The sequence below is a fragment of the Leifsonia sp. LS1 genome (genome assembly GCF_020521355.1).
In the GTDB taxonomy this organism is placed as follows: Bacteria; Actinomycetota; Actinomycetes; order Actinomycetales; family Microbacteriaceae; genus Leifsonia.
Map to the genome: position 1 here is coordinate 672658 of NZ_BPER01000001.1, position 22638 is coordinate 695295.

Sequence of the window (22638 nt, forward strand, 5' to 3'; positions counted from 1 at the left end):
CGTCTCGCGAGACCGATCAGGACCGGGCGAGGAGGGTGAGGGTGTCGACGACGCGGTTGGAGAAGCCCCACTCGTTGTCGTACCAGGCGACGACCTTCACGTGCTTGCCGTCCACGCGGGTGAGCGCGGAGTCGAAGATGGAGGACGCGGGCTGCCCCGTGATGTCGCTGGAGACCAGCGGGTCCTCCGAGTACTCCAGGATGCCGGCCAGCGAACCCTCGGCGGCGGCACGGTAGGCGGCGAGCACCTCGTCGCGGGTGACCTCGCGGGCGACCGTCGTGTTGAGCTCGACGATCGAGCCGACCGGGACGGGCACGCGGATGGAGTCGCCCGACAGCTTGCCGTCGAGGCCCGGGAGCACCAGGCCGATCGCCTTGGCGGCTCCGGTCGTGGTGGGCACGATGTTGACGCCGGCGGCGCGGGCGCGGCGCGGGTCGCGGTGCGGGCCGTCCTGGAGGTTCTGCTCCTGCGTGTAGGCGTGCACGGTCGTCATGAAGCCGTGCTCGATGCCCGCGAGGTCGTCCAGCACCTTCGCCAGCGGCGCGAGGGCGTTCGTGGTGCAGGAGGCGTTGGAGACGATGGTGTGCGCGGCCGGGTCGTACGCGTCCGTGTTCACGCCGTAGGCGAGGGTGACGTCGGCGCCGTCGGACGGGGCGCTCACCAGCACGCGCTCGGCGCCCGCGCGCAGGTGGGCGCGGGCGGCCTCGGCGGACGTGAAGCGGCCCGTGGCCTCCAGCACGATCTCGACGCCGAGCTCCGCCCACGGCAGGTTCTCGGGGTCGCGCTCGGCGAGCACCTCGATGCGGCGGCCGTCGACGACGAGGGCGCTGCCGTCGACCTCGACCGGGCGGCCGAGGCGGCCGAGCGAGCTGTCGAAGCGGAGGAGCTGGGCGAGGGCGTCGGGCGCGGTCAGGTCGTTGACGGCGACGACCTCGAGGTCGGTGTCGCGCTCGAGGAGGGCGCGGAGGGTGTTTCGTCCGATGCGGCCGAAGCCGTTGACGGCGATGCGGGTCATGGGGAGTCCTTTCGTTGCGCCTTCCATCGTCAGCACTCCGCGTGCGCCACGAAAGTGGCTGCGTGGACACCTCCCGCAAGCATCCCGCCATGGTCCTCGCCACTGCGCCCAAGCATCCCGCCACCCATCCGCACCCTGCGACGTCGAGGCGGCGAATTGTGCGCCGCCTCGGAGCTTTTCGTGCGATTTCGAGCCGCCTCGGTGTGCCGTCCGGGGTGGGGGAGGGGGGTTAGGCGGAGAAGGTGTGGCGGTAGTCGGTGGGGGAGGTGCCGAGGATGCGGTGGAAGTGCAGGCGGAGGTTGGCGCCGGTGCCGAGGCCGACCCGGTGGGCGATCTGCTCCACGCCGAGGTCGCTGCGCTCGAGCAGTTCGCGCGCGAGGTCCACGCGGGCGCGCAGCACCCACTGCATCGGCGTGTAGCCGGTGTCTTCGACGAAGCGGCGCGAGAAGGTGCGCTCCGAGACGTTGGCGTTGCGGGCGAGATCGGCCAGCGCGATCGGCTCCGCGAGCCGGCCGAGCGCCCACTCCCGTGTCTCCGCGAACAGGTCGCCCAGGGGCTCGGGGACGCTGCGCGGAACGTACTGCGCCTGGCCTCCACTGCGGTACGGCGCGGCGACGAGGCGGCGTGCGACACGGTTGGACAGGGCGACGCCGTGGTCGCGTCGCACGAGGTGCAGGCACAGGTCGATCCCGGAGGCGGCGCCCGCCGAGGTCAGGACGTCGCCCTCGTCGACGAAGAGCACGTTCTCGTCGACCCGGATCGAGGGGTGCCGTTCGGCGAGGGCGCGCGTGTAATGCCAGTGCGTGGTGGCGCGGCGGCCGTCGAGCAGCCCCGTCGCGGCCAGCGCGAACGCGCCGGTCGAGATGGCGGCCAGGCGGGCGCCGCGGTCGTGGGCTCGGCGCAGCGCCTCGACGACGGCGGCGGGAGGCTCGGTGCGCGCGGGCTCGCGGTAGCCGGGCACGAAGACGGTGTCGGCCCACTCCAGCGCGCCGAGCCCGTCGGCGACGTGGTACGAGAGTCCGTCGCCGCCGGTGACGAGGCCCGGTTCGGCGCCGCACACGTGCACCTCGTACGGCATGCTCGGCCGGTGGGCGAACACTTGGGACGGGATTCCGACGTCGAGCGGCTTCGCGCCCTCGAGCACGAGGACGGCGACGCGATGGTCCCGGGCGGTCATCCGAGCTCCTTCCGCGGGCAGGAGACGCCCGCGCGCCGGAGTCTAGCCGAGGTCAGGCTGCGGGTCCGCGCCGGAGGACGAGGGAGCGGCGGGTGCGGGATCGGCGGCCCTCCGCCTCCCGGGCCGCAGTTCGCTCACGATGACACCGGCGACGATGAGGCAGGCCCCGGCGATCGCGATCGGCGGGAGGCGGTCGCCGGCGATGCGTCCGATGAGGCCCGCCCACACCGGCTCTCCGGCGTAGATGATGGTCGCCCGGGTCGGCGAGACCGAACGCTGCGCCCAGTTCATCGTGAGCTGGATGACGCAGCTCGCGACGCCGAGGCCGATGCCGGGCAGCAGCCAGGCCCACGAGAAGGACGGCGCGGCCTCTCCGGCGAACGGCATGGCGATGAAGCCGGCCGCCCCCGCGACGAGCAGCTGCACGACGGTGACGCGCCCGGCGTCCACCGACTTCGCGAAGAATCCGATCAGCAGGATCTCGGCCGCGATCGGCAGCGTGCTGATGAGGGTGGCGATCTCGCCCCAGCCGAGCCCGATGGTCAGCGCGTCCGGCCCGGCGAGCAGCAGCAGCCCGACGAAGGCGAGCGCGACGCCGACCAGGGTGAGCGCGCGTGGCGCGCGGCGGAACACGAGCCACTGCAACAGGGGCACGAGCGGCACGTAGAGCGCGGTGATGAAGGCGGAGGTGCTGCTGCTGATCGTCTGCAGGCCCATCGTCTGCAGGCCGTAGCCCAGGGCGATCGAGACGCCGATCGCGGCGCCCGCCCCCACGTCGCGCCAGCGCATCCCGCGCAGGGCGCGGTGGAACACGACGATGCCGACCAGCCCGGCGACCGCGAAGCGCAGGCCGACGAAGAACCACGGACCGCTGTGCTGCATGGCGAGATGCACGATGAGAAAGGTCGAGCCCCACAGTGCGGTGATCCCCAGCAGCGCGCCCTCCTGGCGGCTGATGGGGAGGCGTCGCCGCGCGGGTTCGCGGGTCTCAACGGGCGTGTGCAGCATCCTGCACATTCTATGGTGCAGAATGGTGCACATGCCAGAGCACGGCTCGGATGTCCTCGCCCACGTCGCCGGCAACCTCCGCCGCCTCCGCCAGGAGCGCGGACTCAGTCAGGCGGCTCTCGCCGACCGCTCCGGGATCAGTCGTCGCACGATCATCAACCTGGAGGCGGGGGAGGCCAACATCAGCCTCTCCGGGCTCGACCGCATCGCCGCGGCGCTGGACACCGACTTCGTCACGCTCGTCGCCGAGCCGTCGGCCCCGGCGATCGCGGTCAACGCGGTCGCCTGGCGCGGTGCCTCGACGGAGAGTGTCGCCGCGCTGGTCGGAGCCGTGCCCGCCCGCGCCGACGCACAGCTGTGGACCTGGGCGCTCGCCGCGGGCGACCGCTACGACGCCGAGCCCGATCCGGCCGGCTGGCACGAGATCGTCTTCGTGACCGCCGGCCGTCTCGTGATCGAGCGGGAGGACGGCGTCTCGGAGCTCGGAGCGGGCGACCACGTCATCTACTCCAGTGCGCAGCGCTACTCCTACGCGGCGGCCGGGGACGAGGGGGTGCGCTTCGTCCGGCTCGTGGTCTCCTGAGTAGTCGCCGCCGTTGGGTGCGGCGGCGCACGATACGTGCGCATTGATGGAGAACCACGCACCGAATCCGCGTGTGCTGCCGCACTCCTGCTCATTCCGTGTGAAAGCATGGACCGCGGAGGTCCCATGAACGCCCAGTCCCCGCAGTCCGCAGACCGGATGCACGCCGTCACGCCCGAGACGCGCGAGCTCGTCGATCTCGTGCTCGACTACTCGCGCCGCCGCATTCTGAGCACCGACACCCCACTCGACAAGCCCCTCCCCGAGTCCGAGCTGCGCCGCCTCGCCGGGCAGACCGTCTCCGAGGGCGGTATGGGCGCCGAGCGTGCGCTGGCCGTGTTCGAGCACGTGCTCGCCCCGGCCTGCATCACGACGGACCACCCGCAGTACCTGTCGTTCATCCCGACCGCCCCCACCAAAGCGGCGACCGCATTCGACCTCGTCGTCTCGGCGAGCGCCGTCTATGGAGGTTCATGGCTGGAGGGGTCCGGCGCGGTCTACGCGGAGAACCAGGTGCTGGCGTGGCTCGCCGCCGAGTTCGGGCTGCCCGCGACCGCCGGCGGAGTGTTCGTGCAGGGCGGTACGCTCGGCAACCTCTCCGCGCTCGTCGCCGCGCGCGATCACGCCCGCGCCCAGGGTCGCACGCCGTCCGGCCGGTGGGTGATCGTGTGCAGCGCAGAGGCGCACTCGTCGGTCGCGTCGGCGGCACGCGTCATGGATGTGGAGGTCGTCCCGGTCTCCCCGGGGGAGTCGGGCATCCTCACCGGCGAGGCCGTGCGCCCCGCGCTCGAGCAGTACGGGAACGCGGTGTTCGCCGTCGTCGCGACGGGAGGGTCCACCAACTTCGGCATCGTCGACGACATCGCCTCGATCGCCGCGCTCAAGGCCGAGCACGACTTCTGGCTGCACATCGACGGTGCCTACGGGCTCGCCGGAATGCTCTCCCCGCTGGCCCGCCCGAGGTTCGCCGGTGTCGAGCACGCGGACTCGGTGATCGTCGACCCGCACAAGTGGCTGTTCGCGCCTTTCGACGCGTGCGCGCTGATCTACCGGGATCCGGAGGCGGGCCGACGGGCGCACACGCAGCACGCCGAGTATCTCGACACGCTGACCGATGCCGCCGAGTGGAGCCCGTCGGACTACGCCGTGCACCTCACTCGGCGGGCGCGGGGGCTGCCGTTCTGGTTCTCACTCGCCAGCCACGGGGCCGCGGCGTACCGGGAGGCGGTCACGGCCTCGCTGCGGCTCGCCGAGCGGATCGCCGCGGAGATCGAGGGGCGCGATGGCTTCCGGCTCGTGCGCAGGCCGCAGCTCTCCGTCGTCGTCTTCGAGCGCGAGGGCTGGACGAAGGAGGACTACGCCCGCTGGTCCGCGCGCCTGCTCGAGGAGCAGCGCGCCTTCGTCACGCCGAGCTCGCACGCCGGGCGGCCGAACACGCGGTTCGCGATCCTGAACCCCCTGACGACGTTCGAGGACCTCGTGGCCATCCTCGACACGATGTGACGCACGCGTCGACCCGCTGACACGACGGAGGCCCGCACCCGGGATGGGTGCGGGCCTCCGTCGATCAGCAGGCCGTCAGAACTCGTCCGACTCGCCGGTACGGCGGGTCACACGTTCGCCGGTGGCGGGGTCGACGGCCGTGCGCGTCGTCGCCACGCTGCGGCGCCTGCGGGACATCATCACGATTCCGAGGATGATGCCGACCGCTCCGGCGGCCATCAGGATGTACCCCACCAGGTGGAGATCGATCCAGTCCACCTGCACGTTCAAGGCGAACGCCAGGATCGCGCCGATGACGAAGAGGACGATCCCGGTGCCGAGGCTCATCGAGGGCCTCCGCTAAACCCGGCGGCTGCCGGTCAGCATCCGCACCAGCCAGACGATCACGGCGAGCACGAGCAGGATGATTCCGACCCACAGGAGGAAGTTCAGCGACTGGACGAAGCCTCCGGTGAGCAGCAGGACGATCGCGATGATCGCGATGATGATGAGCAGGATGTTCATGGAGAGTGTCCTTTCCTAGACGCCAACCACCGAACAACTGTTTCGGTTGCCTAGTAATCCCCTTGACTGCGTCGCTTTTCGGGTCTAGCCCGTGCGCGGTCGGCCGAGATGCGATCCACCGTCTCGCGCATGCGGATGAGGAAGCGCGTCACGGTCTCCGCCTCGTCGGCGCTCAGCTCGGCCGACGCGGCGGCCAACTGCGCGTCGGCCTCCGCGAGGAGCGGCCCGGTCTCGCCCAGCGCGGCACGTGTGGGGAGCAGGGTGATGGAGCGGCCGTCGGTCATGCTGCGGCGCCGCTCGACGAACCCGCCGCTCTCGAGGCGGTCGATCAGAGCGGTCGTGGAGGCGCTGGAGATGCCCAGATACACGCTGACATCCTTCGCGGCGGTGTGCCGGCCGGCGGCCGTGTTGTCGAGGATGAGCCGCAAGGCGAGCAGGTCGTTGTCGCCCATGCCCATCGCCGCGCCGGTGCGCCGTCGCATGGCCGCCTCGGCCGCGCGGTAGACCTGGAGCGCCTCGAGCACGCCCGTGTCAGGCCGGTGCGCGTCGCCCACGCCGCCCGATTGCTCGTCCACACGCTCATCCACATCACCCAGAGAGGCCCACTCGCACCCCGGGTTCAAGGGCCGGACAGCGGATTCTGGGCGTATTCACGGTGGAGGCTGGACGACGGCCGGATGCGCCTCCGTCGAGGTGGGCGCGTATGCTCGCACGGTGGATCCGCTACTCGACCGGTACGAGCTGCGCGACCGGCTCGGTCGCGGCGGCATGGCGACCGTCTACCGCGCGTACGACCGGCAGCTGGGCAGACTCGTCGCCATCAAGCTCTTCCCAGCGGGGACGGCGGCGGACGACGCGCGCAGGCGCGGGGAGGCGAGCGCGCTCGCCCGGCTGGCGCACCCGCACCTCGTCACGCTCTTCGACGCGCACCTCTCCGCGGGAGGGGACGCCACGCCGAGCTTCCTGGTGATGGAGCTCGTCGACGGCGAGGATCTCCGGACGCGGCTCGATGCCGGCCCGCTGCCGGCGGAGCAGGCCGCCGCCGTCGCGTCAGGCGTGGCCGAAGCCCTCGTCGTCGTCCACGGCGCCGGGATGGTGCACCGCGATCTCAAGCCCGCCAACATCCTGCTCGCCGCCTCACCCGTTGCGGGCCGCCCGCCCGTCGCGAAGCTGGCCGACTTCGGCATCGCTCACCTGCTCGGCGCGGAACGGCTGACGACCGAGGGCACCATCATCGGCACCGCAGGCTACCTCAGCCCCGAGCAGCTGCGCGGAGGCGACGTGGGCCCCGCCGCGGACGTCTACGCGCTGGGGCTCGTGGTGCTGGAGGCGCTGACCGGCGTCGCGCAGTATCCCGGGACCGCGATGGAGGCCGTCGCGGCGCGGGCCGCGCACGACCCGCGGGTGCCCGCCGACCTCCCGGACGGCTGGCGGGGGCTCCTGCTGGCGATGACGAGCAGCGACCCCGCCCTGCGGCCGACCGCGGGAGAGGTGGCCGTGATGGCCGCGGAGATGGCGCCCGAGCTGGCGGGCTGGGCGCCGGAGGCGGCGGTGTCGGCCGCCCGGACAGTGGGGCCGCCCGGCGCGGAGGTGGCGGCTCCGGGCGCGGCTGCGACGGCGACGCGGCTGCTTCCCGCCTCGACGCGGCTGCTTCCCGGCACGACGCGACTGCTTCCCGGCACGACACGTCGACGGAGGCTGCGGGTCGCGGCGCTGGCCGGCGGTGGCGTCGTCGTGGTGGCGGCCGCGCTCGCGCTCGGCGCGATGACGGCGCCCGGAGGCGGCCCCACCGACACCGACCCGACTCCGCGGCCCACACCGAGCGTGCCGGCGCCGCCGCAGACCGTGGCTCCGGCGGTCGAGCCGACCCCGGCCTCCACACCCGACCCTGCACCGGGTGCAGGCGACGACGGACCGGGGAAGGGCAAGGGGAAGGGCGACGGCGGCAACGGGCACGGCAACAAGGGCGACAAGGGCAACGGCAAAGGCTGATCCCCTTCCGCAGTCCGGCCACTCCTGCATTTCCGGCGTGTGACATCTTGCCCCCGCATGTTACGAGTTCCCGCGATCAGGCACATGCAAGCCCCCGCTCCGGTAGGAAGGGAGGGTGGTTCTCACCCTCCTCGCCTGGGCCCTCGTGGCCGTGTGCCTCGTCGTGATCGTCGAGGTCGTGCTCCGCGACGTCGCCGACCGCTAGCGGGGACCTGCGGCGCGAGGCGCACTGCATCCGGGATCGCAGCGCGACCGGGTTCGGGCAGTGGTAGCGTTGGCGGCCATCGTTGCAATTGCGGGGGTGAGCGTTATCAGCACCGTCGCGCCGGCAGCCGCTTTCGATGGAGCCGTGAAGAGCGCGCCGATGCACTTCATCCCGATGACTGAGGCCAACGCGTCGTGGGCCGGATACGAAGTTCGAACGAACCCGGATGGCACCACGTACGGCGTCCCGACCGGCGCGCCTGCAGGTAGCCACGAGAGCGCGGTCGACGTGCAATCCGACACCGGACTCCAGTCGCGGGGAACGGTCCCAGGGAACTGCGGGACGTCAACTGTCCGATTCAACTCGAAGACAGCGGTCTACACGGCGTACACCATTTCTCCGTCGCACGGTTCGCCGATCAGTCATAACTGGTCGGTCACGTACTCGTCGTCGATCGACCTCGTGGTTCACGACATGAGCGGCCTTGCCCCGTTGGGCAATCAGACATGGTCGGTCGTGAAGCCCGTTGTCGGAAAGGCGCTCCAGGGCAAGACCCTCACTGCAATGGCCTCCGGGACGGTGCTCACGACGGCAGGATGTTGCGCATCGGGCGACCCGACCGATGTGATCACGTTCTGAGCGTAAGGTCGGAAAGTGGTCAAACCGATCCTCGAACTCGATCTCGCAGAGATCGCCTCCGTCGTCCGCATAGAGGCCCGGAGATCCCTCGCGGGCGACGGGTACCAGCACTGGGATGTGTGCCTGTACTCGTTGGCCCGCGATGAACCACTCGCACACGAAGCACCCGCTCTGGCCGACGGGCCAGGGCACGAGGAACTCACCGGCTACATCGACCACTACCTGGACCGTGTGGGGCTCAGGCGGAGCACCGAACTCGACGAACAACGAGAGACTCTCGTAGCACGAGTCGAGAAGGCGTGATGGCACCGCACCCGAGGCGACGAGGAGCGGTCAGGTTGTGCCGCGCCTCGTCTCCTTGCTGTGGTGAGGCACGCGCTGTCGCCGTCGGCGCACGACGTCGGGGATAGCAGTACCGCAGCGCCGTTTCTTACGGGCGCGGAGCTCCGATTGCTCCGGCTGGGTGCTCGCGACATCGGCCACGATCCTCACCGCCGAGGGGTGCGCTTCCTGGCTCGCTTCACCGCGGCCCGCATCACCGACCACGTCCTCTGCACGAGGACGACGGCGACGGCTGATGCCCGACGGGAACGGCAGCAACCGCCGGCATCAGCTGCCGAAGGAATGGTCAGCCATCGTCATCATCGTGTTGCACCGCGACCATCGCCGCTGCCAGCGCCGTCGGGAGGGCATCGGCCGGACGTGTGGCCGCCGCCCCATTCGCCGCCGAGCGGGGTACGGTCGTGGGGACGAGAGGACCTGAATGAGCATCGCCGCGATCGTCGTCAACCCTGTGAAGGTCGACGAGCCCGCCCTTCGCGCTGCCCTGGGCGCTGCCGAGGAGCGCTGGGGCTGGGAGCCGACCCTGTGGCTCGAGACCACTCCCGAGGACCCCGGATCGGGGCAGGCCCGTGAGGCCATCGAGCGCGGGGTCGACGTGGTGATCGCGGCAGGCGGAGACGGAACCGTGCGCACCGTCGCCGAGGCGCTCCGCGGGAGCGGGACGCCGCTCGCCCTCCTGCCGTCCGGCACGGGCAACCTCCTGGCCCGTAACCTCGGCCTCACCCTGGACGACGTGGAGAACGCCCTCGACAGCGCGTTCGGCGGCGACGACCGGCCCATCGACGTCGGCGTCGCGGAGCTGCGGGACGCGGACGGCGCGACGACCGAGCACGCGTACCTGGTGATGGCCGGTTTCGGGATCGACGCGCAGATGATCGCGGCGACCGACGACGAGCTCAAGGCCAAGGCCGGCTGGCTCGCCTACGTGAAGGCGATCGGGACCGTGCTGCGTGACAAGAACGAGCTGCACCTGCGCTACCGGCTCGACGGCGGCAAGGTCCACGCGATGCGCGCGCACACCGTCATCGTGGGCAACTGCGGCTCCCTGCCGGCGAACATCCTGCTGCTGCCCGACGCCGCCGTCGACGACGGGGAGTTCGACATCGTGGTGCTGCGGCCGCAGGGGTTCTTCGGCTGGGTGCAGATCGTCGCGAAGGTCTTCTGGGAGAACGGCATCCTCCGTCGCACCGGGGTCGGCCGCAGGCTCATGGGCTCCGGGCACGAGATCCACGCGATGAACTACCTCAAGGGACGCGAGCTCATCCTCCGTCTCAGCGAGCCCCAGCCGGTCGACCTCGACGGCGACCTGTTCGGCGAGGTGCTCGCCATGCGCACCCGCGTCGACCCGCTGAGCCTGGTCGTCAAGGTGCCGGCGGCCCCGGACGGGGAGACGCCCTGACGATCTGGAGCAGGGCGGCGCGCAGGCCGGCCGGGTCGGCGACCTCCGGAAAGACCTCGTCCTCCAGGCCGCGCACGGCCTCGAACGCCGTGCGGCCGGCGGGGGTGATCGCGAGCACGTGACGGCGACGGTCCGAGGCGTCGGGCTGCCGGGTGAGGAGTCCCTCGCGCTCGAGGCGGTCGACCGTGCGGGACATCGTCTGCGCCTCCACCTGGGCGATGCGGGCGAGGTCGGCCTGGGAGGCGACGCCGAGCTCCAGCAGGTGCAGCACGATCAGCCCGGCGTGCGTGAGGCCGCGCGCGTCGAGAGCCTCGGCCCAGGCGCGTTCGACCGCCCGGGAGGCCGCGCCGAGCAGCCGGCCGAGCGGCCAGTTCTCGGGCCGATGCTGATCGTCCTCGGCGCGCTGGTCCACCCCCTCAGAGTACCGAGGTGAGTGCGGCGGTGATCGCGTCGCGCGCCTGATCGTCGCTGATCGCGGCGGTTCCGTCGCCGGGCTGCAGGCCGTAGTCGCCGAACTGCGCGTGCGTCATCCCGGGCACCTCCACGAACGTGGCGTCGGCGGGCAGCAGGTGCGCCGCGGCCTCGATCTTCGCGGGAGTGCTCAGGCCGTCCCGCTCGCCGCCGATGGAGAGCACCTCGAGACCGGTCTGCGACAGGTCGTTCGCGCAGTAGCTGCCGAACAGGATGAGTCGCTTGACGACGGGGTCGTCGGCGAGCTGGCAGGCGCGCACGCCGCCGAGGGAGTGGCCGCCGACGGCCCACTCGTCCACCGCCGGAGCGAGGCTCGTGAAGGTGCTCAGCGGGCGGGTGTCGAAGAAGGCCAGGTTGAGGGTCGGCTTCGTGACGACCACGGTCAGCCCCGTCTCCGCCACCGCGCCCGAGAGCTTGCGGAGGTAGGCGTACGGGTCGACGCGCGCTCCGGGGATGAAGACGAGCCCTTCGCCGGACGCCTGGCCGGTCGGGGCCACGACGACGGCGTCCCCGGCATCCCGGATCTGCACGGCGGGATCCGTCCACGCTTCGATCGCGGCCTGCCGCTCGCCCATCATGGGCGTGTTCGCCCAGCCCAGAAACCCGACGACCACCAGCACGAGCACGCCCGCGACCCATCCCGCCACGACCCCGATGCGCCTAGCCATGCCCCTCACCCTACGCCAGATACTCAGCCGGCTGACTATCTCGCGCTCGCGGGAGGGGTTCTGCTCAGTCGGTGCCGGCGTCGAAAGCGGCGCCCTCGGAGCTGGCGTCGATCTCGCGGGCGAGGGTGTCGTCCGTGTCGGTGACGTCGAGCTCCAGGATGGCGCGGGCGCTGCCGGCCTCCAGGGTGCCGACGAGATCGGCGGTCGGGCCGCCGATCAGACCCGAGGCCGCGTACTGCTCGAGGCGCGAGCGTGAGTCGGCGATGTCGAGATTGCGCATGGTCAGCTGGCCGATGCGGTCTCCGGGGCCGAACGCGGCGTTGCCGACGCGCTCCATCGACAGCTTGTCCGGGTGGTAGCTGAGCGCCGGGCCGGTCGTGTCCAGGATCGTGTAGTCGTCGCCGCGGCGGAGGCGCAGGGTGACCTCGCCGGTGATCGCCGAGCCGACCCAGCGCTGCAGCGACTCGCGCAGCATGAGCGACTGCGGGTCGAGCCAGCGGCCCTCGTACATCAGACGGCCCAGTCGGCGGCCCTCGTCGTGGTAATTGGCGACCGTGTCCTCGTTGTGGATGGCGTTGAGGAGGCGCTCGTACGCGATGTGCAGCAGGGCCATGCCCGGCGCCTCGTAGATGCCGCGGCTCTTCGCCTCGATGATGCGGTTCTCGATCTGGTCGGACGCGCCGAGGCCGTGGCGGCCTCCGATGGCGTTCGCCTCGAGCACCAGAGCGACCGCGTCGGGGAACTCGACGCCGTTGAGGGCGACCGGACGGCCCGCCTCGAAGCGCACGGACACGGTCTCCGGGGCGACCTCGACGTCTTCCCGCCACGCGGCGACGCCCATGATCGGGTCGACGATGTCGAGACCGGCGTCGAGCTCCTCGAGCCGCTTCGCCTCGTGCGTCGCACCCCAGATGTTCGCGTCGGTCGAGTACGCCTTTTCGGTCGCATCGCGGTACGGGAAGCCGCGGGCGACGAGCCACTCGCTCATCTCCTTGCGGCCGCCGAGCTCCTCGACGAACGCGGAGTCGAGCCACGGCTTGTAGATGCGCAGGCGCGGGTTGGCGACGAGGCCGTAACGGTAGAACCGCTCGATGTCGTTGCCCTTGTAGGTGGAGCCGTCGCCCCAGATCTCGACGCCGTCCTCCATCATCGCCCGGACCAGCATGATGCCGGTGACCGCGCGGCCCAGCGGAGTGGTGTTGAAGTAGGTCTTGCCGCCGGAGCGGATGTGGAACGCGCCGCACTGCAGGGCGATCAGGCCCTCCTCCACAAGGGAGGCCTTCGCATCGACGAGGCGGGCGATCTCGGCGCCGTACTCGTGGGCGCGACCGGGGACCTCACCGATGTTCGGCTCGTCGTACTGCCCGATGTCCGCGGTGTAGGTGCAGGGGATCGCACCCTTCTCGCGCATCCAGGCGACCGCGCAGGAGGTGTCGAGACCCCCCGAGAACGCGATGCCGACTCGTTCACCGACCGGGAGACTGCTCAAGACTTTGGACACGACCACAAGTTTAGAGGGAAGGGGACGGCGCGGGCGGCGGGTGTCGGGACCCCGCCGGTCAGCCGCGGCCGTCCGCCGCCGGCGCCGGGCAGTCGCCGCCGGGATCGGCGAGGAGCTCGAAGTGCCACAGCTCGTTCGCGTACGCCTGGCAGATCCCCCATTCGGCGCCGAAGCGGTTCAGGAAGTCCATCGCGTCTGCGGTCGCGATGTCGACCGCGTCGCCGGTGACGTGTGCCGAGTCGGCTCCGCGTTTGACCCAGCGGGACGCCTCCTCCTCGCTGCCGTAGGTGCGGACCGCGTCGGCGAACAACTGCTCCTGGTAGCGCTCGGAGCGCCAGCCGTCGGCGATCGTGATGTCCGTCCCGCGGCCGAGAGCGACGGACCGCGCCTCGCGCAGGGCGTCGAGCAGAGCCGGGCTCAGGCGCTGCACCGCGGGCGCATCGCTGTCGAGCGGGAGGGAGGCCCCCTCGGGGATGTACCCGTCGTCATCGGTCAGCGCGCCGCCCGCGCCGAGCGCCGCACCGGCGCCCGAGCCGGAGGGGGTCCCGGGCGTCGCTGCCGTGCACCCGGCGAGGGCGAGCACGGCGGACACGGTCAGGGCCGTGGTGAGAAGGAGGCGACGCGGGAGGAGCATTCCTCCACCCTCGCAACGGTGGAGAGCGCCGTCATCCACCGAAAGGCGCATCCGCGTCCATCGGGGGAGTGATCCGCGCGAGGATCGCTGGTGAGGGGGAGGGTGCGATGGATAGGTTGTGGGAACGGATGGATTCGAGGGGGCGTATGCGGGGAGTGCGACGGTGTGCGCGGCTTCGAGGGCGTGCGCGGCTCCGGGGCGTCGGCGCGGAACAGCGGGCGCGTGCAGGGAGGTGGGGCGGACTCGTGGGGGCGGTGGCCGCCGTCGGGCTGGCGCTCGCACTGAGTGGTTGCACGACACCTCAGGCGGCCCCCGGCTCCGAGACGATCGCGCCGAGCGGGGCGGCGACGAGCGGAGCAGGGGCGAACGGAGCGCCGTCCGGCACCGCGGTGCCGGGAGAGGGGCCCGGTGCGGGGAATGCTGCAGGGGCGGCCGATCCCGCGCGGCCGGAGACCTGGACCATCGGTTACGCCGGTGTGGGGCCTGTCGTGCTGGGCGACGCGTCGACAGCGCGGGAGGAGGCGCTCGCCGCGTTCGCGCCGGAGCCCCCAGCCGGCGCCTGCGGCCTCGACTTCGTCACGGGACCGTCGGGGCTGCGCATCGGCACCGCGGAGTCCGCCGCCGACGGCGTCACGCAGATCGTGGTCGCCTCCGCCGGGGCTCCGGCGGCTGCGGGCGTCTCCCCGCGCACCTCGGACGGCATCGGCCTCGGCTCGACCATCGGGCAGGTGACGATCGCGTATCCCGACGCCCGGCGCACCTCGGTCGAGGGCGAGGCGCTCCTCACCTACGCCGTGAGCGATGGCGCGGGCCGCTCCATCGTGTTCGGGGCGTGGCGGACGGACGACGCGATCGTGGTCGTCCAGGTCGGAACGGACGACCGCGTCACGGCGGAAGGGTGCGGGGTGACGGCGTAGGCGGTGAGGACGGGTGACGGCCGCTTCCCGCGGTCAGGCCTTCGGCTGCACGTCGCGCGGCGTCGCGTCGCGGCGCTCCGCCGCCCTTCGCGCCTCGAACCCGTCGAGCAGCAGGTCGAGCGTGAACTCGAACTCGTACTGGTCGTCGCAGCCCGGTCCCAGGATGGTGTCACGACCGTGGTGGGCGGCGTCGGCGATGCGCAGGATGCACGGATAGCGGTCGGCGAGCTGGGCCGCGGCTGCGGCGGCCTCGTCCGCGGAGGCCGGGGGCGGTGTGGGGAACAGTTCATGGGTGAAGCCCCACAGGCGCGAACCGAGGGCGTGCATGAGCTGGTGCGTGAGGCCGGCGGAGAATCCGCCATTAAGGAAGAGCGCGATCGTGCCCTCGATGTAGTCGAGGACGGCGGGCGTGGGCGTCGTGCTCGACTCGATCACCGCCAATGCCCACGGGTGCTCCAGAAGGGAGGCTCGCGCGGCCAGGATGCGCCGTCGGAGAGCCGACCGCCAGGGATCCGGTTCGCCGTCGACCGATGATGCCGGGAGACCTGTGTCGTCGTCGCCGTGCGCGATGCCGCGCACCACCAGGTCGAGCATCCCGGTCGTCAGATCGTCCTTGCCCGAGACGTGCTTGTAGAGAGCCATCGGGACCACATCGAGCTCCCCGGCCAGGCGGCGCATGCTCACGGCGTCGAGCGACTCGGCATCGGCGAGCTCGACCGCACGCCGCAGCACGGCGTCGCGGTTCAGTCGTGCGCGCCGCCCGGTCGTCCTGTCGGTCGCCTCACCGTCGATCGTCGTCATCCGCCCCTCCATTGACAAGCGTACGCCGTACACCTATCGTTCAAAGGTGTACACCGTACACCTTACGAAAAGGAGCGATCATGGCCCCACTCAGGCGCACCTCCCTCGCCGTCGGCGTGCTCTACCTCGTCACGCACGCCACCTCCGTCGTCGCGACCGTGCTCTATGCGCCGCTGCTCGGCGGTGCTTCGGGGTCGGTCGTGCACGGCGCCGCTCGCACCGGCGCGCTGCTGGAGGTTGTGCTGGCGCTCTCGGTCGTCGGCACGGCGGTCGGCCTCTATCCGGTCGTGAAGCGTTCCGGGGCGGCGTTCGCCCTCGGCCACGTCGCGCTCAGGACCCTCGAAGCGGCGATCATCCTCACCGGCGTCGCGAGCGTGCTGGCGCTCGACGCGGCGCGCGGCGCGGAGCCGGCGGGCGGCGGACCGGTCACCGCGGCCCTGGTCGCGCTCCACGACGCTACGTTCCTGCTCGGACCCAACGTCGTCCTCATCGCCAGCACGGCACTCCTCGCGATCCTGCTCCTGCGCTCGGGGCTCGTTCCCCGGTGGATCCCGATCCTCGGGCTCGTCGGCTGCGCGAGCCTGCTCGCGTCGGCGATGGGAATTCTCTACGGGCTCATCCCGCAGGTCTCGGCCGCCGGCGGCATCGCGGCGGCGCCGATGTTCGCGTGGGAGCTGTCGCTCGCGCTGTACCTCCTCATCGTCGGGATGCGCGAGTCCGCTCCCGCCCACACGGCGACGCCCGACGCGCCCGCGCACGTCCGGACGGAATGAGGGTGATACCCCCCGGCCGTTCCCGACACGCGGCTCGAATCGCCCGCGCCGGCGCCCCCGCTCAGAGACGCGGGGTGCGCGGCGGCTCCGTGCGGCGCGTGCCGGTGGCCTCGAAGGCGGCGGCCAGCGACAGCAGGGCGGTGTCGTCGTACGCGCGACCCGCGAAGGTGAGCCCGACCGGCATGCCGATGTCGGCCATCGTGCCCATCGGCACGGTCACCGTCGGGATGCCGAGGTGGCGCGGGACGAGGTTGCCGTTCGCGACCCACACCCCGTTGCGCCAGCCGAGGTCGGCGGACGCGGGGTCGACGTCCATATCGGCGGGCGCCACATCCGCGACGGCGGGGAAGACGACGGCGTCGAGGCCGAGCGCGTCCATCCACTGCTCGAGGTCGACGCGGCGGGTCTCCTCCAGGCCGCGGAGCCCCTCCGCCAGGTGCGGGATGCTCTCCAGTGTCGCCCCGGGATGCGACCGCACCCATGCGGGGTATTCGGCGATGTCGTCGTCGAAGCCCGTGTAGCGGTCGGGGAGCGCGCCGGGCGGGGGCGGGAAGATGGCCGCGCCGTCCACCTCGGCCAGCGTGTGCAGCGCGGGATCGCCGTTGGCTCGGAGGAAGTCCTCCCAGCCCCAGGCGGAGAGGTCCACGATCTCGCTGTGCAGGTACTCGGGAGAGACCAGCCCGCGCGTCGCGATGGTCGGGGCTCCGGCGCGGTCGCCCTCGTAGTTCGAGACGACCGGGAAGTCGACCTCGACAACCTCCGCCCCGGCGGCCTCCAGCGCTCGCCGGGCCTCCTCCCAGAGGGCGATCACCGAGGGCCGCGTCTCGATGCGCTGACCGGTCGCGCCGCCGATCCCGCCCCTGCCCGTCGGTCCACCGGTGCCGGTCCCGGCCTCCGGATCGGCATTGATGTACATGCGCGGGATGCCGAACCGCTTGCCTGCGAGGTCCGCCCCGGAGGCGTCTCGGCCGAGCGCCGGGTACGACGCGGGCCGCACCGCGGACGACGCGGGGATATCGATCCACGGCTGCACGCGCCAGAAGTCCCCGCGGGTCTCCGCATCGTCGGCCACGACGACCTCCAGCACCTCCAGGAGGTCCGCCATGGTGCGCGCGTGCGGCACGACGACGTCCATCGTCGGCACGAGCGGCCAGTTGCCGCGCACCGAGATGACGCCGCGCGACGGGGTGTACGCGCAGAGGGCGTTGTTGGAGGCGGGGGCTCGGCCGGACGACCACGTCTCCTCGCCGAGCCCGAAGGCCGCGAAGCTCGCCGCGGTGGCGGCGCCCGATCCGTTCGACGAGCCGGAGCCGAAGGCCGCCGGGAGGAAGTCGGCGTTGTAAGGGCTCTCGGCGCGCCCGTAGACGCCGCGCTGCATGCCGCCGTTCGCCATCGGGGGCATGTTGGTGAGGCCGAGCAAGACGGCACCGCCGGCGCGCAGCCGCTCGATCGTGAAGGCATCGCGCTGCGCGATCAGGTGCTCGAACGCGGGCGAGCCGGCGGCGGCGGTGAGCCCGCGGGCGAGGTAGCTGTCCTTCGCGGTGTACGGGATGCCGTCCAGCGGCCCGCGTGTCTCGCCCCGGGCGCGCCGTTCGTCGGACGCGCGCGCCGCCGCGAGCGCACCGGGGTCGCGCACCACGACCGCGTTGAGGCGCGGGCCGGCCGTGTCGTAGGCGTCGATGCGGGCGAGGTACGCCTCCACCAGCTCCACCGCTGTCGTCGCTCCGCTCTCGAGCGCCGAACGCAGCTGCGCGATCGTCGCCTCGACGACGTCGACGCTCATCGCGCGGCCGCCGCAGACGCCGACCCGGGGACGAGGGGCTGCTGCTGCGTGATGCAGTGGATGCCGCCGCCGCGCTCGAAGATCGGCCGCGAGTCGACCATGACGACCCGACGGCCCGGGTAGACGGCCTCCAGGATCTCGGTCGCCTCGGCATCGGCGCGCTCCTCGCCGAAGCCGCACGCGACGACGCCGTCGTTCACGACGAGGTGGTTCACGTAGCTCCAGTCGACGAAGCCCTCCGCGTCGCGCAGGGTGGCGGGCGCCGGGAGGTCGACGATCTCCCACGAACGCCCGGCGGCGTCCGTGGTGTCGGCGAGCAGCGCGCGCAGCTCGCGCGAGACGGCGTGGTCGGGGTGCTCGGGGTCGCGCTGGCTGTGCAGGAGCAGACGGCCGGGGGAGGGGATGGTCGCCACGATGTCGACGTGGCCGTTGGTTCCGAAGTCGTCGTAGTCACGGGTGAGGCCGCGCGGCAGCCAGACCACGTGGGTCGCGCCGATCGTGCGGGCGAGCTCGGCCTCCACGCGGGCCTTGTCGGCGTACCTGTTGCGGCGCGGATCGAGCTGCACGGTCTCGGTGACCAGCACGGTCCCGCCGCCGTCGACGTGGATGCCGCCGCCCTCGTTCACCAGCAGCGAGCTGACGAGCTCCGCGCCCGTGCGGTCGGCGACGAAGCGGGCGATCTCCGCCGACTTCTCCCACTCGCTCCAGGCCGGGTCCCCCCACCCGTTGAAGACCCAGTCGACCGCGCCGAGCACACCGGGGCGCTCGTCGTCGAGGACGAAGGTCGGGCCGAAGTCGCGCATCCAGAACTCGTCGAGGGGCGCCTCCACCTGTTCGATGTGGGAGCCGAGCATGCGCGCGGCGCGAGCGCGCTCGCTCGGGTCCACGACCATCGTGACCGGCTCGAACTCCGCGGTCGCGTGGGCGACGGCGGTCCAGGCGGCGTAGGCCTCCTCCGCCGAGGCGGCGTCGTCGCCGAGGGTGATCCCGGCGCGCGGGAAGGCCATCCAGGTGCGCTCGTGCGGTGCGGTCTCGGCGGGCATACGCCAGCTCATGCGAACCTCCGTCGGTCGTGACTTTGTTGATCGAGTGATCAATAGATGTGCTCGAAGGTACCTATACTGAACCCACCATGTCAAGAGCAGCCCGCCGTCCACCCGCCGAACGCCGTGCCGCGATCGCGGACGCCGCGCGCGATCTGGCGCTCGACCAGGGCCTCACCGCCGTCACGATGCGCGGCGTCGCCTCCCGGGCCGCCGTCACGCCGGCCCTGGTGGCCCACTACCACCCCGTGATGGACGAGCTGGTCGCGACGACGTTCGCGGCCGCGGTCGCACCGGAGATCGGCGAGGTGCGCGCCCTGCTCGCAGCCGAGAACGGCCCGATCGGGCGGATCGCCGCCGTGCTGCGGACCCTGCTCGACGGCACGCGCGACGACGTGACCACGGTCTGGGTCGAGGCCTTCGCCCTCGGCCGTCGCAACGAACGGCTCGCGGTAGCGGTCCGGGAGCAGATGGACGCCTGGCAGGCGCTGCTCCTGGAGGTGGTGGAGGAGGGCGTCGCCACCGGCGAGTTCCGTGTGCCCGACGCCGCCGCGGCCGCCTGGCAGCTGCTCGGCACGATCGACGGCCTCAACGCTCAGGGACTGGTCCGCTGGGGCGGCGCGGGCGAGCGGCACCCCCTCCTGGCCCATGCCGTCGAGGGCATGCTCGGCCTCGACCGCGGTGCGCTCCTCGCTCTCGCCGAGGGGTGAGTCGTTGCCGGTGAGTCGTTGCCGGTGAGTCGTCGCGGGTGAGTCGCCGCCGAGGTCGCTACGACTGATCTCTCTCGGCGCTCAGCCGAGATGCGCGAGCAGTTCCGCGAGGAACTCGTCGGGCTTCTCGATGTGGGGCGAGTGGCCGCAGTCGTCGAAGACGACCTCGCGGGAGCTGCCCCCGGCCGCCGCGTAGCGGTCGAGCACGGCGCGGGTCTGGGCGAGCATCGGCTGCGGAGGCGCGACCTCCTCTCCCGGCCAGCCCGGGACGATCCCGGCCGCGCCGAGCTGGTTGAGGTCGAAGTAGGAGGCGTCGCCCACGATCGCGTCGAGCGCGCCGTGGATCCACAGCACGGGCGGCTTCTCCGCGAGGTCGACGATGCCGGAGGTGTCGAAGTAGGTCGGCGCCATCGTGTTGAGCACCCCTCGGGTGCCGGGGCCGAATCCCGGCCAGTGCTCGGTCGCGGACGCGTCGCCCGGATAGTTGTCCTCGCCGGTCGCGGTGCTGAGCATCGACTCCACCCAGAGGTCCTCGAAGTCGGACTGGAAGCCCGGGGCGACGTACGACGAACGGTAGACGGCGCGCGGCGAAGTCGGGGACTCCTCGCCCGTGTCGCCCGCCCGCAGCCGTGCTACGAAGTCCGGGTTCGCGCCGCCGCCTCCGGTACCCGACGCGTCGGCGTTGAGAAGCCCGCCGTCCGCACCTGTGCCGCCGAAGCCGTACGGCGACACCGTGGAGACGAGGGTGAGGGTGCGCACCAGGTCCGGGCGGTCGAGGAGGAGCTGCATCGCGACGCCGCCGCCCATGCTCCAGCCGACGAGGTGCACCGGTCCCGTTCCGAGGGCGTCCGCGACCGCGGCGACATCGTCGGAGAAGTCGCGCACGCCGCGGGTGGCGTCCACCGGCAGGGTCTCGGAGTCGCCGAAGCCGCGCAGGTCGACGGCGAGCGCGCGGACCGTGTGCGGGAGCGCCAGCATCAGCGGCTGCCAGAACAGCGACGACGACACGTTGCCGTGCACGAACAGCACGGTCGCCTGCGCCTCCCCCGACGAGGGACGTTCGAGCACGTTCGCCGAGAGGCGGTCGGTGGGAACGCGTCGGGCGGCGACGCCCGCGAGCAGGGTTCCGGTCATGGGGTCTCCTCGGTTCGGGTGGGGTGGAGCAGCGGGAGGACCTGCCGCACGCCGTCCTCGGTCATCACGATCGTGTAGTGGTTGAGGTCGTCGGTCTCGTGCACGCGCATCGCGGGCAGCCGGCGGGCCCAGTCGGCGACCACCGACGGGTCGTACAGCGGGTCGGCGTCGAGTAGGCCGCGCGGTGCCCGGAGGAAGGCGAGAGGCAGCGTCAACCCGGCCAGCGCCTCGGCGTATCCGGCGCTGCCGTCCAGTTCGAGAGCGTTCACCGAGACGGCGGCCTCGGCCGCGCTGGACCGCAGCGCGGGCGCCTCACCGACCAGGTCGTAGTCGACGTACCGCTCGATGGCGTCGTTCCACCACGGGCCGATCGCCGGGTGAGCGTGCCAGAACGCGCGGTACTCCTCGGGTGACGCGAACCGCATCCCGAGACGCTGCAGCGCGGGCCCGAGCACGACGGAGGGGAGGTCCTCCGGGGCGACACCGGGCGGCTGGGGGATCGGGAGCCCGCCGTCCACGAGCACCAGCCGCTCGACACGGTCGGGATGGCGTTCGGCGACGCGCACCGCGACGAACGCGCCCATCGAGTGACCCACGACCGGCGCGCGGTCGACGCCGAGCGCATCCATCGCCCGGACGACGTCGTCGGCATGGTCCACGAGCCGATACGGGCCCGGCAGCCCGGAGCTGCGGCCGCGGCCACGGAGGTCGGGCGCGATCAGGCGAGTGTCGGGAAGGGCGGCCGCGACGAGCTCCCACGCGCGGTGGCTGGCCGTGATGCCGTGGATGGCGACGAGCGTCGGGCCGGACGAGCCGCCCGCGGCCGGAGCATCGGTGTTCCAGACGCCGCCGGCCAGCTCGCCGCCGGGGACCGGGGCCCGGAACGTGCGGTAGCCGGTCACCGCGCGCTCCACCCGCCGTCCATCGTGTAGCTGGCGCCGGTGACCATGCGGGAGTCATCGCCGGCGAGCCACAGCGCCAGGCTCGCGACCTCCGTCGGCTCGACGAGCTGCTTGATCGCGGACTCGGTCAGCATCACCTTCTCGACCACCTCCGCCTCGGGGATGCCGTGCAGACGCGCCTGGTCGGCGATCTGCTTCTCGACGAGGGGAGTGCGCACGTAGCCGGGGTTGATGCAGTTGGACGTGACGCCGTGCGGGCCGCCCTCGAGCGCGGTCACCTTCGACAGGCCCTCCAGGCCGTGCTTGGCGGCGACGTACGCCGACTTGTACGCGGAGGCGCGCAGACCGTGCACGCTCGAGATGTTGACGACGCGGCCGAACCCGCGCTCGTACATGCCGGGCAGTGCCGCCCGCACCAGCAGGAACGGCGCCTCCAGCATGATCGTCAGCAGCAGCCGGAAGCGCTCCGGCTCGAACTCCTCGATGGGGCGCACGTGCTGGATGCCCGCGTTGTTGACCAGGATGTCGACGTCGAGGCGCAGGTCGTCGAGGGCCTCCGTCTGCGACAGGTCGACCTCCCACGCCTCGCCGCCGACGCTCTCGGCGACCGCACGCGCGGCGTCCCCGTTGAGATCGGCGATGGTGACGTGGGCACCCGCGCCGGCGAGCGCCTCGACGCACGCACGGCCGATGCCGCTGGCGCCTCCGGTGACGAGGGCCCTGCGGCCCGAGAGATCGGTCACGACACTCCTCCCGATGGGCGCGCACGGCCCTGGCCGCACTCTAACGCCGCGGCGGGCGCGAGCGGAAGGGCGGGTGGCCCGCTGCCGCACAGCGGGGTCGCATTCCGTCGCTCCGCCATGCGCAGAGCGGCGGGATGCGACCCCGCGATTGCGGCGGGGGGGGCGCGGGGGGGGGGCGGCGCGGGGGATGT

General features: G+C 72.2%; 25 protein-coding genes. 9 read left to right on the top strand and 16 right to left on the bottom strand.

Annotated features, from left to right (window positions below; all coding sequences use genetic code 11):
• Positions 1 to 16: 16 nt before the first annotated feature.
• From gap to LLS1_RS03215, 3 genes are all read right to left on the bottom strand, one after another.
• A complete protein-coding gene (gap, locus tag LLS1_RS03205; RefSeq protein ID WP_223358200.1) occupies positions 17 to 1015 on the bottom strand; it encodes a type I glyceraldehyde-3-phosphate dehydrogenase in 999 nt (332 codons plus the stop codon).
• Between the two features lie 229 nt (positions 1016 to 1244).
• Positions 1245 to 2192, bottom strand: coding sequence for a GlxA family transcriptional regulator (locus tag LLS1_RS03210; RefSeq protein WP_223358199.1), 948 nt, complete (start codon positions 2190 to 2192; stop codon positions 1245 to 1247).
• A 42-nt stretch (positions 2193 to 2234) separates the two neighbouring features.
• Positions 2235 to 3200: a DMT family transporter gene (locus LLS1_RS03215; protein WP_226653566.1), complete on the bottom strand. Its 966-nt coding sequence runs from the start codon at positions 3198 to 3200 to the stop codon at positions 2235 to 2237.
• A 31-nt stretch (positions 3201 to 3231) separates the two neighbouring features.
• On the opposite strand from LLS1_RS03215, the gene LLS1_RS03220 reads away from it, so the two are divergent.
• Together LLS1_RS03220 and LLS1_RS03225 are read left to right on the top strand one after the other, a co-directional pair.
• Positions 3232 to 3783, top strand: coding sequence for a helix-turn-helix domain-containing protein (locus LLS1_RS03220; RefSeq protein WP_226653567.1), 552 nt, complete (start codon positions 3232 to 3234; stop codon positions 3781 to 3783).
• 108 nt (positions 3784 to 3891) lie between these two features.
• A complete protein-coding gene (locus LLS1_RS03225) occupies positions 3892 to 5286 on the top strand; it encodes an aspartate aminotransferase family protein (RefSeq protein WP_374758230.1) in 1395 nt (464 codons plus the stop codon).
• Positions 5287 to 5361: 75 nt separating this feature from the next.
• Here the strand turns inward: LLS1_RS03225 and LLS1_RS03230 are convergent, their stop codons facing one another.
• The 3 genes from LLS1_RS03230 to LLS1_RS03240 are packed head-to-tail and all read right to left on the bottom strand — an operon-like array spanning position 5362 to position 6365.
• Positions 5362 to 5613, bottom strand: coding sequence for a DUF6458 family protein (locus LLS1_RS03230; RefSeq protein ID WP_223358195.1), 252 nt, complete (start codon positions 5611 to 5613; stop codon positions 5362 to 5364).
• A gap of 12 nt (positions 5614 to 5625) precedes the next feature.
• Entirely contained in the window at positions 5626 to 5790 is a 165-nt protein-coding gene (locus LLS1_RS03235) for a hypothetical protein (protein WP_169730356.1), read from the bottom strand.
• A gap of 50 nt (positions 5791 to 5840) precedes the next feature.
• Positions 5841 to 6365: a MarR family transcriptional regulator gene (locus LLS1_RS03240; RefSeq protein WP_226653569.1), complete on the bottom strand. Its 525-nt coding sequence runs from the start codon at positions 6363 to 6365 to the stop codon at positions 5841 to 5843.
• Between the two features lie 139 nt (positions 6366 to 6504).
• Between LLS1_RS03240 and LLS1_RS03245 the strand changes: the two genes are divergently transcribed.
• The 4 genes from LLS1_RS03245 to LLS1_RS03260 all read left to right on the top strand — a co-directional run bounded on the left by LLS1_RS03245 (position 6505) and on the right by LLS1_RS03260 (position 10367).
• Complete coding sequence (locus LLS1_RS03245; RefSeq protein WP_226653570.1) at positions 6505 to 7782, top strand: serine/threonine-protein kinase; 1278 nt, start codon at positions 6505 to 6507, stop codon at positions 7780 to 7782.
• A 301-nt stretch (positions 7783 to 8083) separates the two neighbouring features.
• Positions 8084 to 8626: a hypothetical protein gene (locus LLS1_RS03250; RefSeq protein ID WP_226653571.1), complete on the top strand. Its 543-nt coding sequence runs from the start codon at positions 8084 to 8086 to the stop codon at positions 8624 to 8626.
• Positions 8627 to 8641: 15 nt separating this feature from the next.
• Positions 8642 to 8929, top strand: coding sequence for a hypothetical protein (locus LLS1_RS03255; RefSeq protein ID WP_226653572.1), 288 nt, complete (start codon positions 8642 to 8644; stop codon positions 8927 to 8929).
• A 460-nt stretch (positions 8930 to 9389) separates the two neighbouring features.
• Positions 9390 to 10367 carry a diacylglycerol kinase family protein gene (locus tag LLS1_RS03260; protein ID WP_223358192.1) on the top strand — a complete coding sequence of 326 codons (978 nt, stop codon included), beginning with the start codon at positions 9390 to 9392 and terminating at the stop codon, positions 10365 to 10367.
• On the opposite strand, the gene LLS1_RS03265 is transcribed toward LLS1_RS03260, so the two are convergent.
• The 4 genes from LLS1_RS03265 to LLS1_RS03280 all read right to left on the bottom strand — a co-directional run bounded on the left by LLS1_RS03265 (position 10330) and on the right by LLS1_RS03280 (position 13641).
• Positions 10330 to 10779, bottom strand: coding sequence for a MarR family winged helix-turn-helix transcriptional regulator (locus LLS1_RS03265; RefSeq protein WP_226653573.1), 450 nt, complete (start codon positions 10777 to 10779; stop codon positions 10330 to 10332). The two genes, LLS1_RS03260 and LLS1_RS03265, sit on opposite strands and share 38 nt — an antisense overlap.
• Before the next feature lie 4 nt (positions 10780 to 10783).
• On the bottom strand, positions 10784 to 11506 hold the full coding sequence (locus LLS1_RS03270) for an alpha/beta hydrolase (protein WP_226653574.1): 723 nt from the start codon (positions 11504 to 11506) through the stop codon (positions 10784 to 10786).
• Between the two features lie 64 nt (positions 11507 to 11570).
• The gene (argG, locus tag LLS1_RS03275; RefSeq protein WP_226653575.1) at positions 11571 to 13007 is read right to left on the bottom strand and encodes an argininosuccinate synthase; all 1437 of its coding nucleotides are present in this window, start codon (positions 13005 to 13007) and stop codon (positions 11571 to 11573) included.
• Positions 13008 to 13065: 58 nt separating this feature from the next.
• Complete coding sequence (locus LLS1_RS03280; RefSeq protein WP_226653576.1) at positions 13066 to 13641, bottom strand: M15 family metallopeptidase; 576 nt, start codon at positions 13639 to 13641, stop codon at positions 13066 to 13068.
• A 245-nt stretch (positions 13642 to 13886) separates the two neighbouring features.
• On the opposite strand from LLS1_RS03280, the gene LLS1_RS03285 reads away from it, so the two are divergent.
• On the top strand, positions 13887 to 14558 hold the full coding sequence (locus tag LLS1_RS03285) for a hypothetical protein (protein WP_226653577.1): 672 nt from the start codon (positions 13887 to 13889) through the stop codon (positions 14556 to 14558).
• 33 nt (positions 14559 to 14591) lie between these two features.
• On the opposite strand, the gene LLS1_RS03290 is transcribed toward LLS1_RS03285, so the two are convergent.
• Positions 14592 to 15359, bottom strand: a complete 768-nt coding sequence (locus LLS1_RS03290) for a TetR/AcrR family transcriptional regulator (RefSeq protein ID WP_226653578.1) — start codon at positions 15357 to 15359, stop codon at positions 14592 to 14594.
• Between the two features lie 80 nt (positions 15360 to 15439).
• Between LLS1_RS03290 and LLS1_RS03295 the strand changes: the two genes are divergently transcribed.
• Positions 15440 to 16132 carry a DUF4386 domain-containing protein gene (locus LLS1_RS03295; RefSeq protein WP_226653579.1) on the top strand — a complete coding sequence of 231 codons (693 nt, stop codon included), beginning with the start codon at positions 15440 to 15442 and terminating at the stop codon, positions 16130 to 16132.
• A 61-nt stretch (positions 16133 to 16193) separates the two neighbouring features.
• Here the strand turns inward: LLS1_RS03295 and LLS1_RS03300 are convergent, their stop codons facing one another.
• The gene (locus tag LLS1_RS03300) at positions 16194 to 17915 is read right to left on the bottom strand and encodes an amidase (protein WP_226653580.1); all 1722 of its coding nucleotides are present in this window, start codon (positions 17913 to 17915) and stop codon (positions 16194 to 16196) included.
• Positions 17912 to 18970 (bottom strand): agmatine/peptidylarginine deiminase, encoded by a 1059-nt coding sequence (locus tag LLS1_RS03305; RefSeq protein WP_226653581.1) that lies wholly within the window; start codon positions 18968 to 18970, stop codon positions 17912 to 17914. Before LLS1_RS03305 ends, LLS1_RS03300 begins: the two co-directional genes overlap by 4 nt.
• 77 nt (positions 18971 to 19047) lie before the next feature.
• Here LLS1_RS03305 and LLS1_RS03310 point away from each other — a divergent pair, with 77 nt between their 5' ends.
• Positions 19048 to 19668, top strand: a complete 621-nt coding sequence (locus LLS1_RS03310; RefSeq protein WP_226653582.1) for a TetR family transcriptional regulator C-terminal domain-containing protein — start codon at positions 19048 to 19050, stop codon at positions 19666 to 19668.
• Positions 19669 to 19749: 81 nt separating this feature from the next.
• Here the strand turns inward: LLS1_RS03310 and LLS1_RS03315 are convergent, their stop codons facing one another.
• From LLS1_RS03315 to LLS1_RS03325, 3 genes are read right to left on the bottom strand one after another with little or no spacing between them, the layout of a single operon-like run.
• Positions 19750 to 20802 carry an alpha/beta fold hydrolase gene (locus LLS1_RS03315; protein ID WP_226653583.1) on the bottom strand — a complete coding sequence of 351 codons (1053 nt, stop codon included), beginning with the start codon at positions 20800 to 20802 and terminating at the stop codon, positions 19750 to 19752.
• Positions 20799 to 21704 carry an alpha/beta fold hydrolase gene (locus tag LLS1_RS03320; RefSeq protein WP_226653584.1) on the bottom strand — a complete coding sequence of 302 codons (906 nt, stop codon included), beginning with the start codon at positions 21702 to 21704 and terminating at the stop codon, positions 20799 to 20801. Before LLS1_RS03320 ends, LLS1_RS03315 begins: the two co-directional genes overlap by 4 nt.
• Complete coding sequence (locus tag LLS1_RS03325) at positions 21701 to 22447, bottom strand: 3-hydroxybutyrate dehydrogenase (protein ID WP_226653585.1); 747 nt, start codon at positions 22445 to 22447, stop codon at positions 21701 to 21703. Before LLS1_RS03325 ends, LLS1_RS03320 begins: the two co-directional genes overlap by 4 nt.
• Positions 22448 to 22638 lie beyond the last annotated feature (191 nt).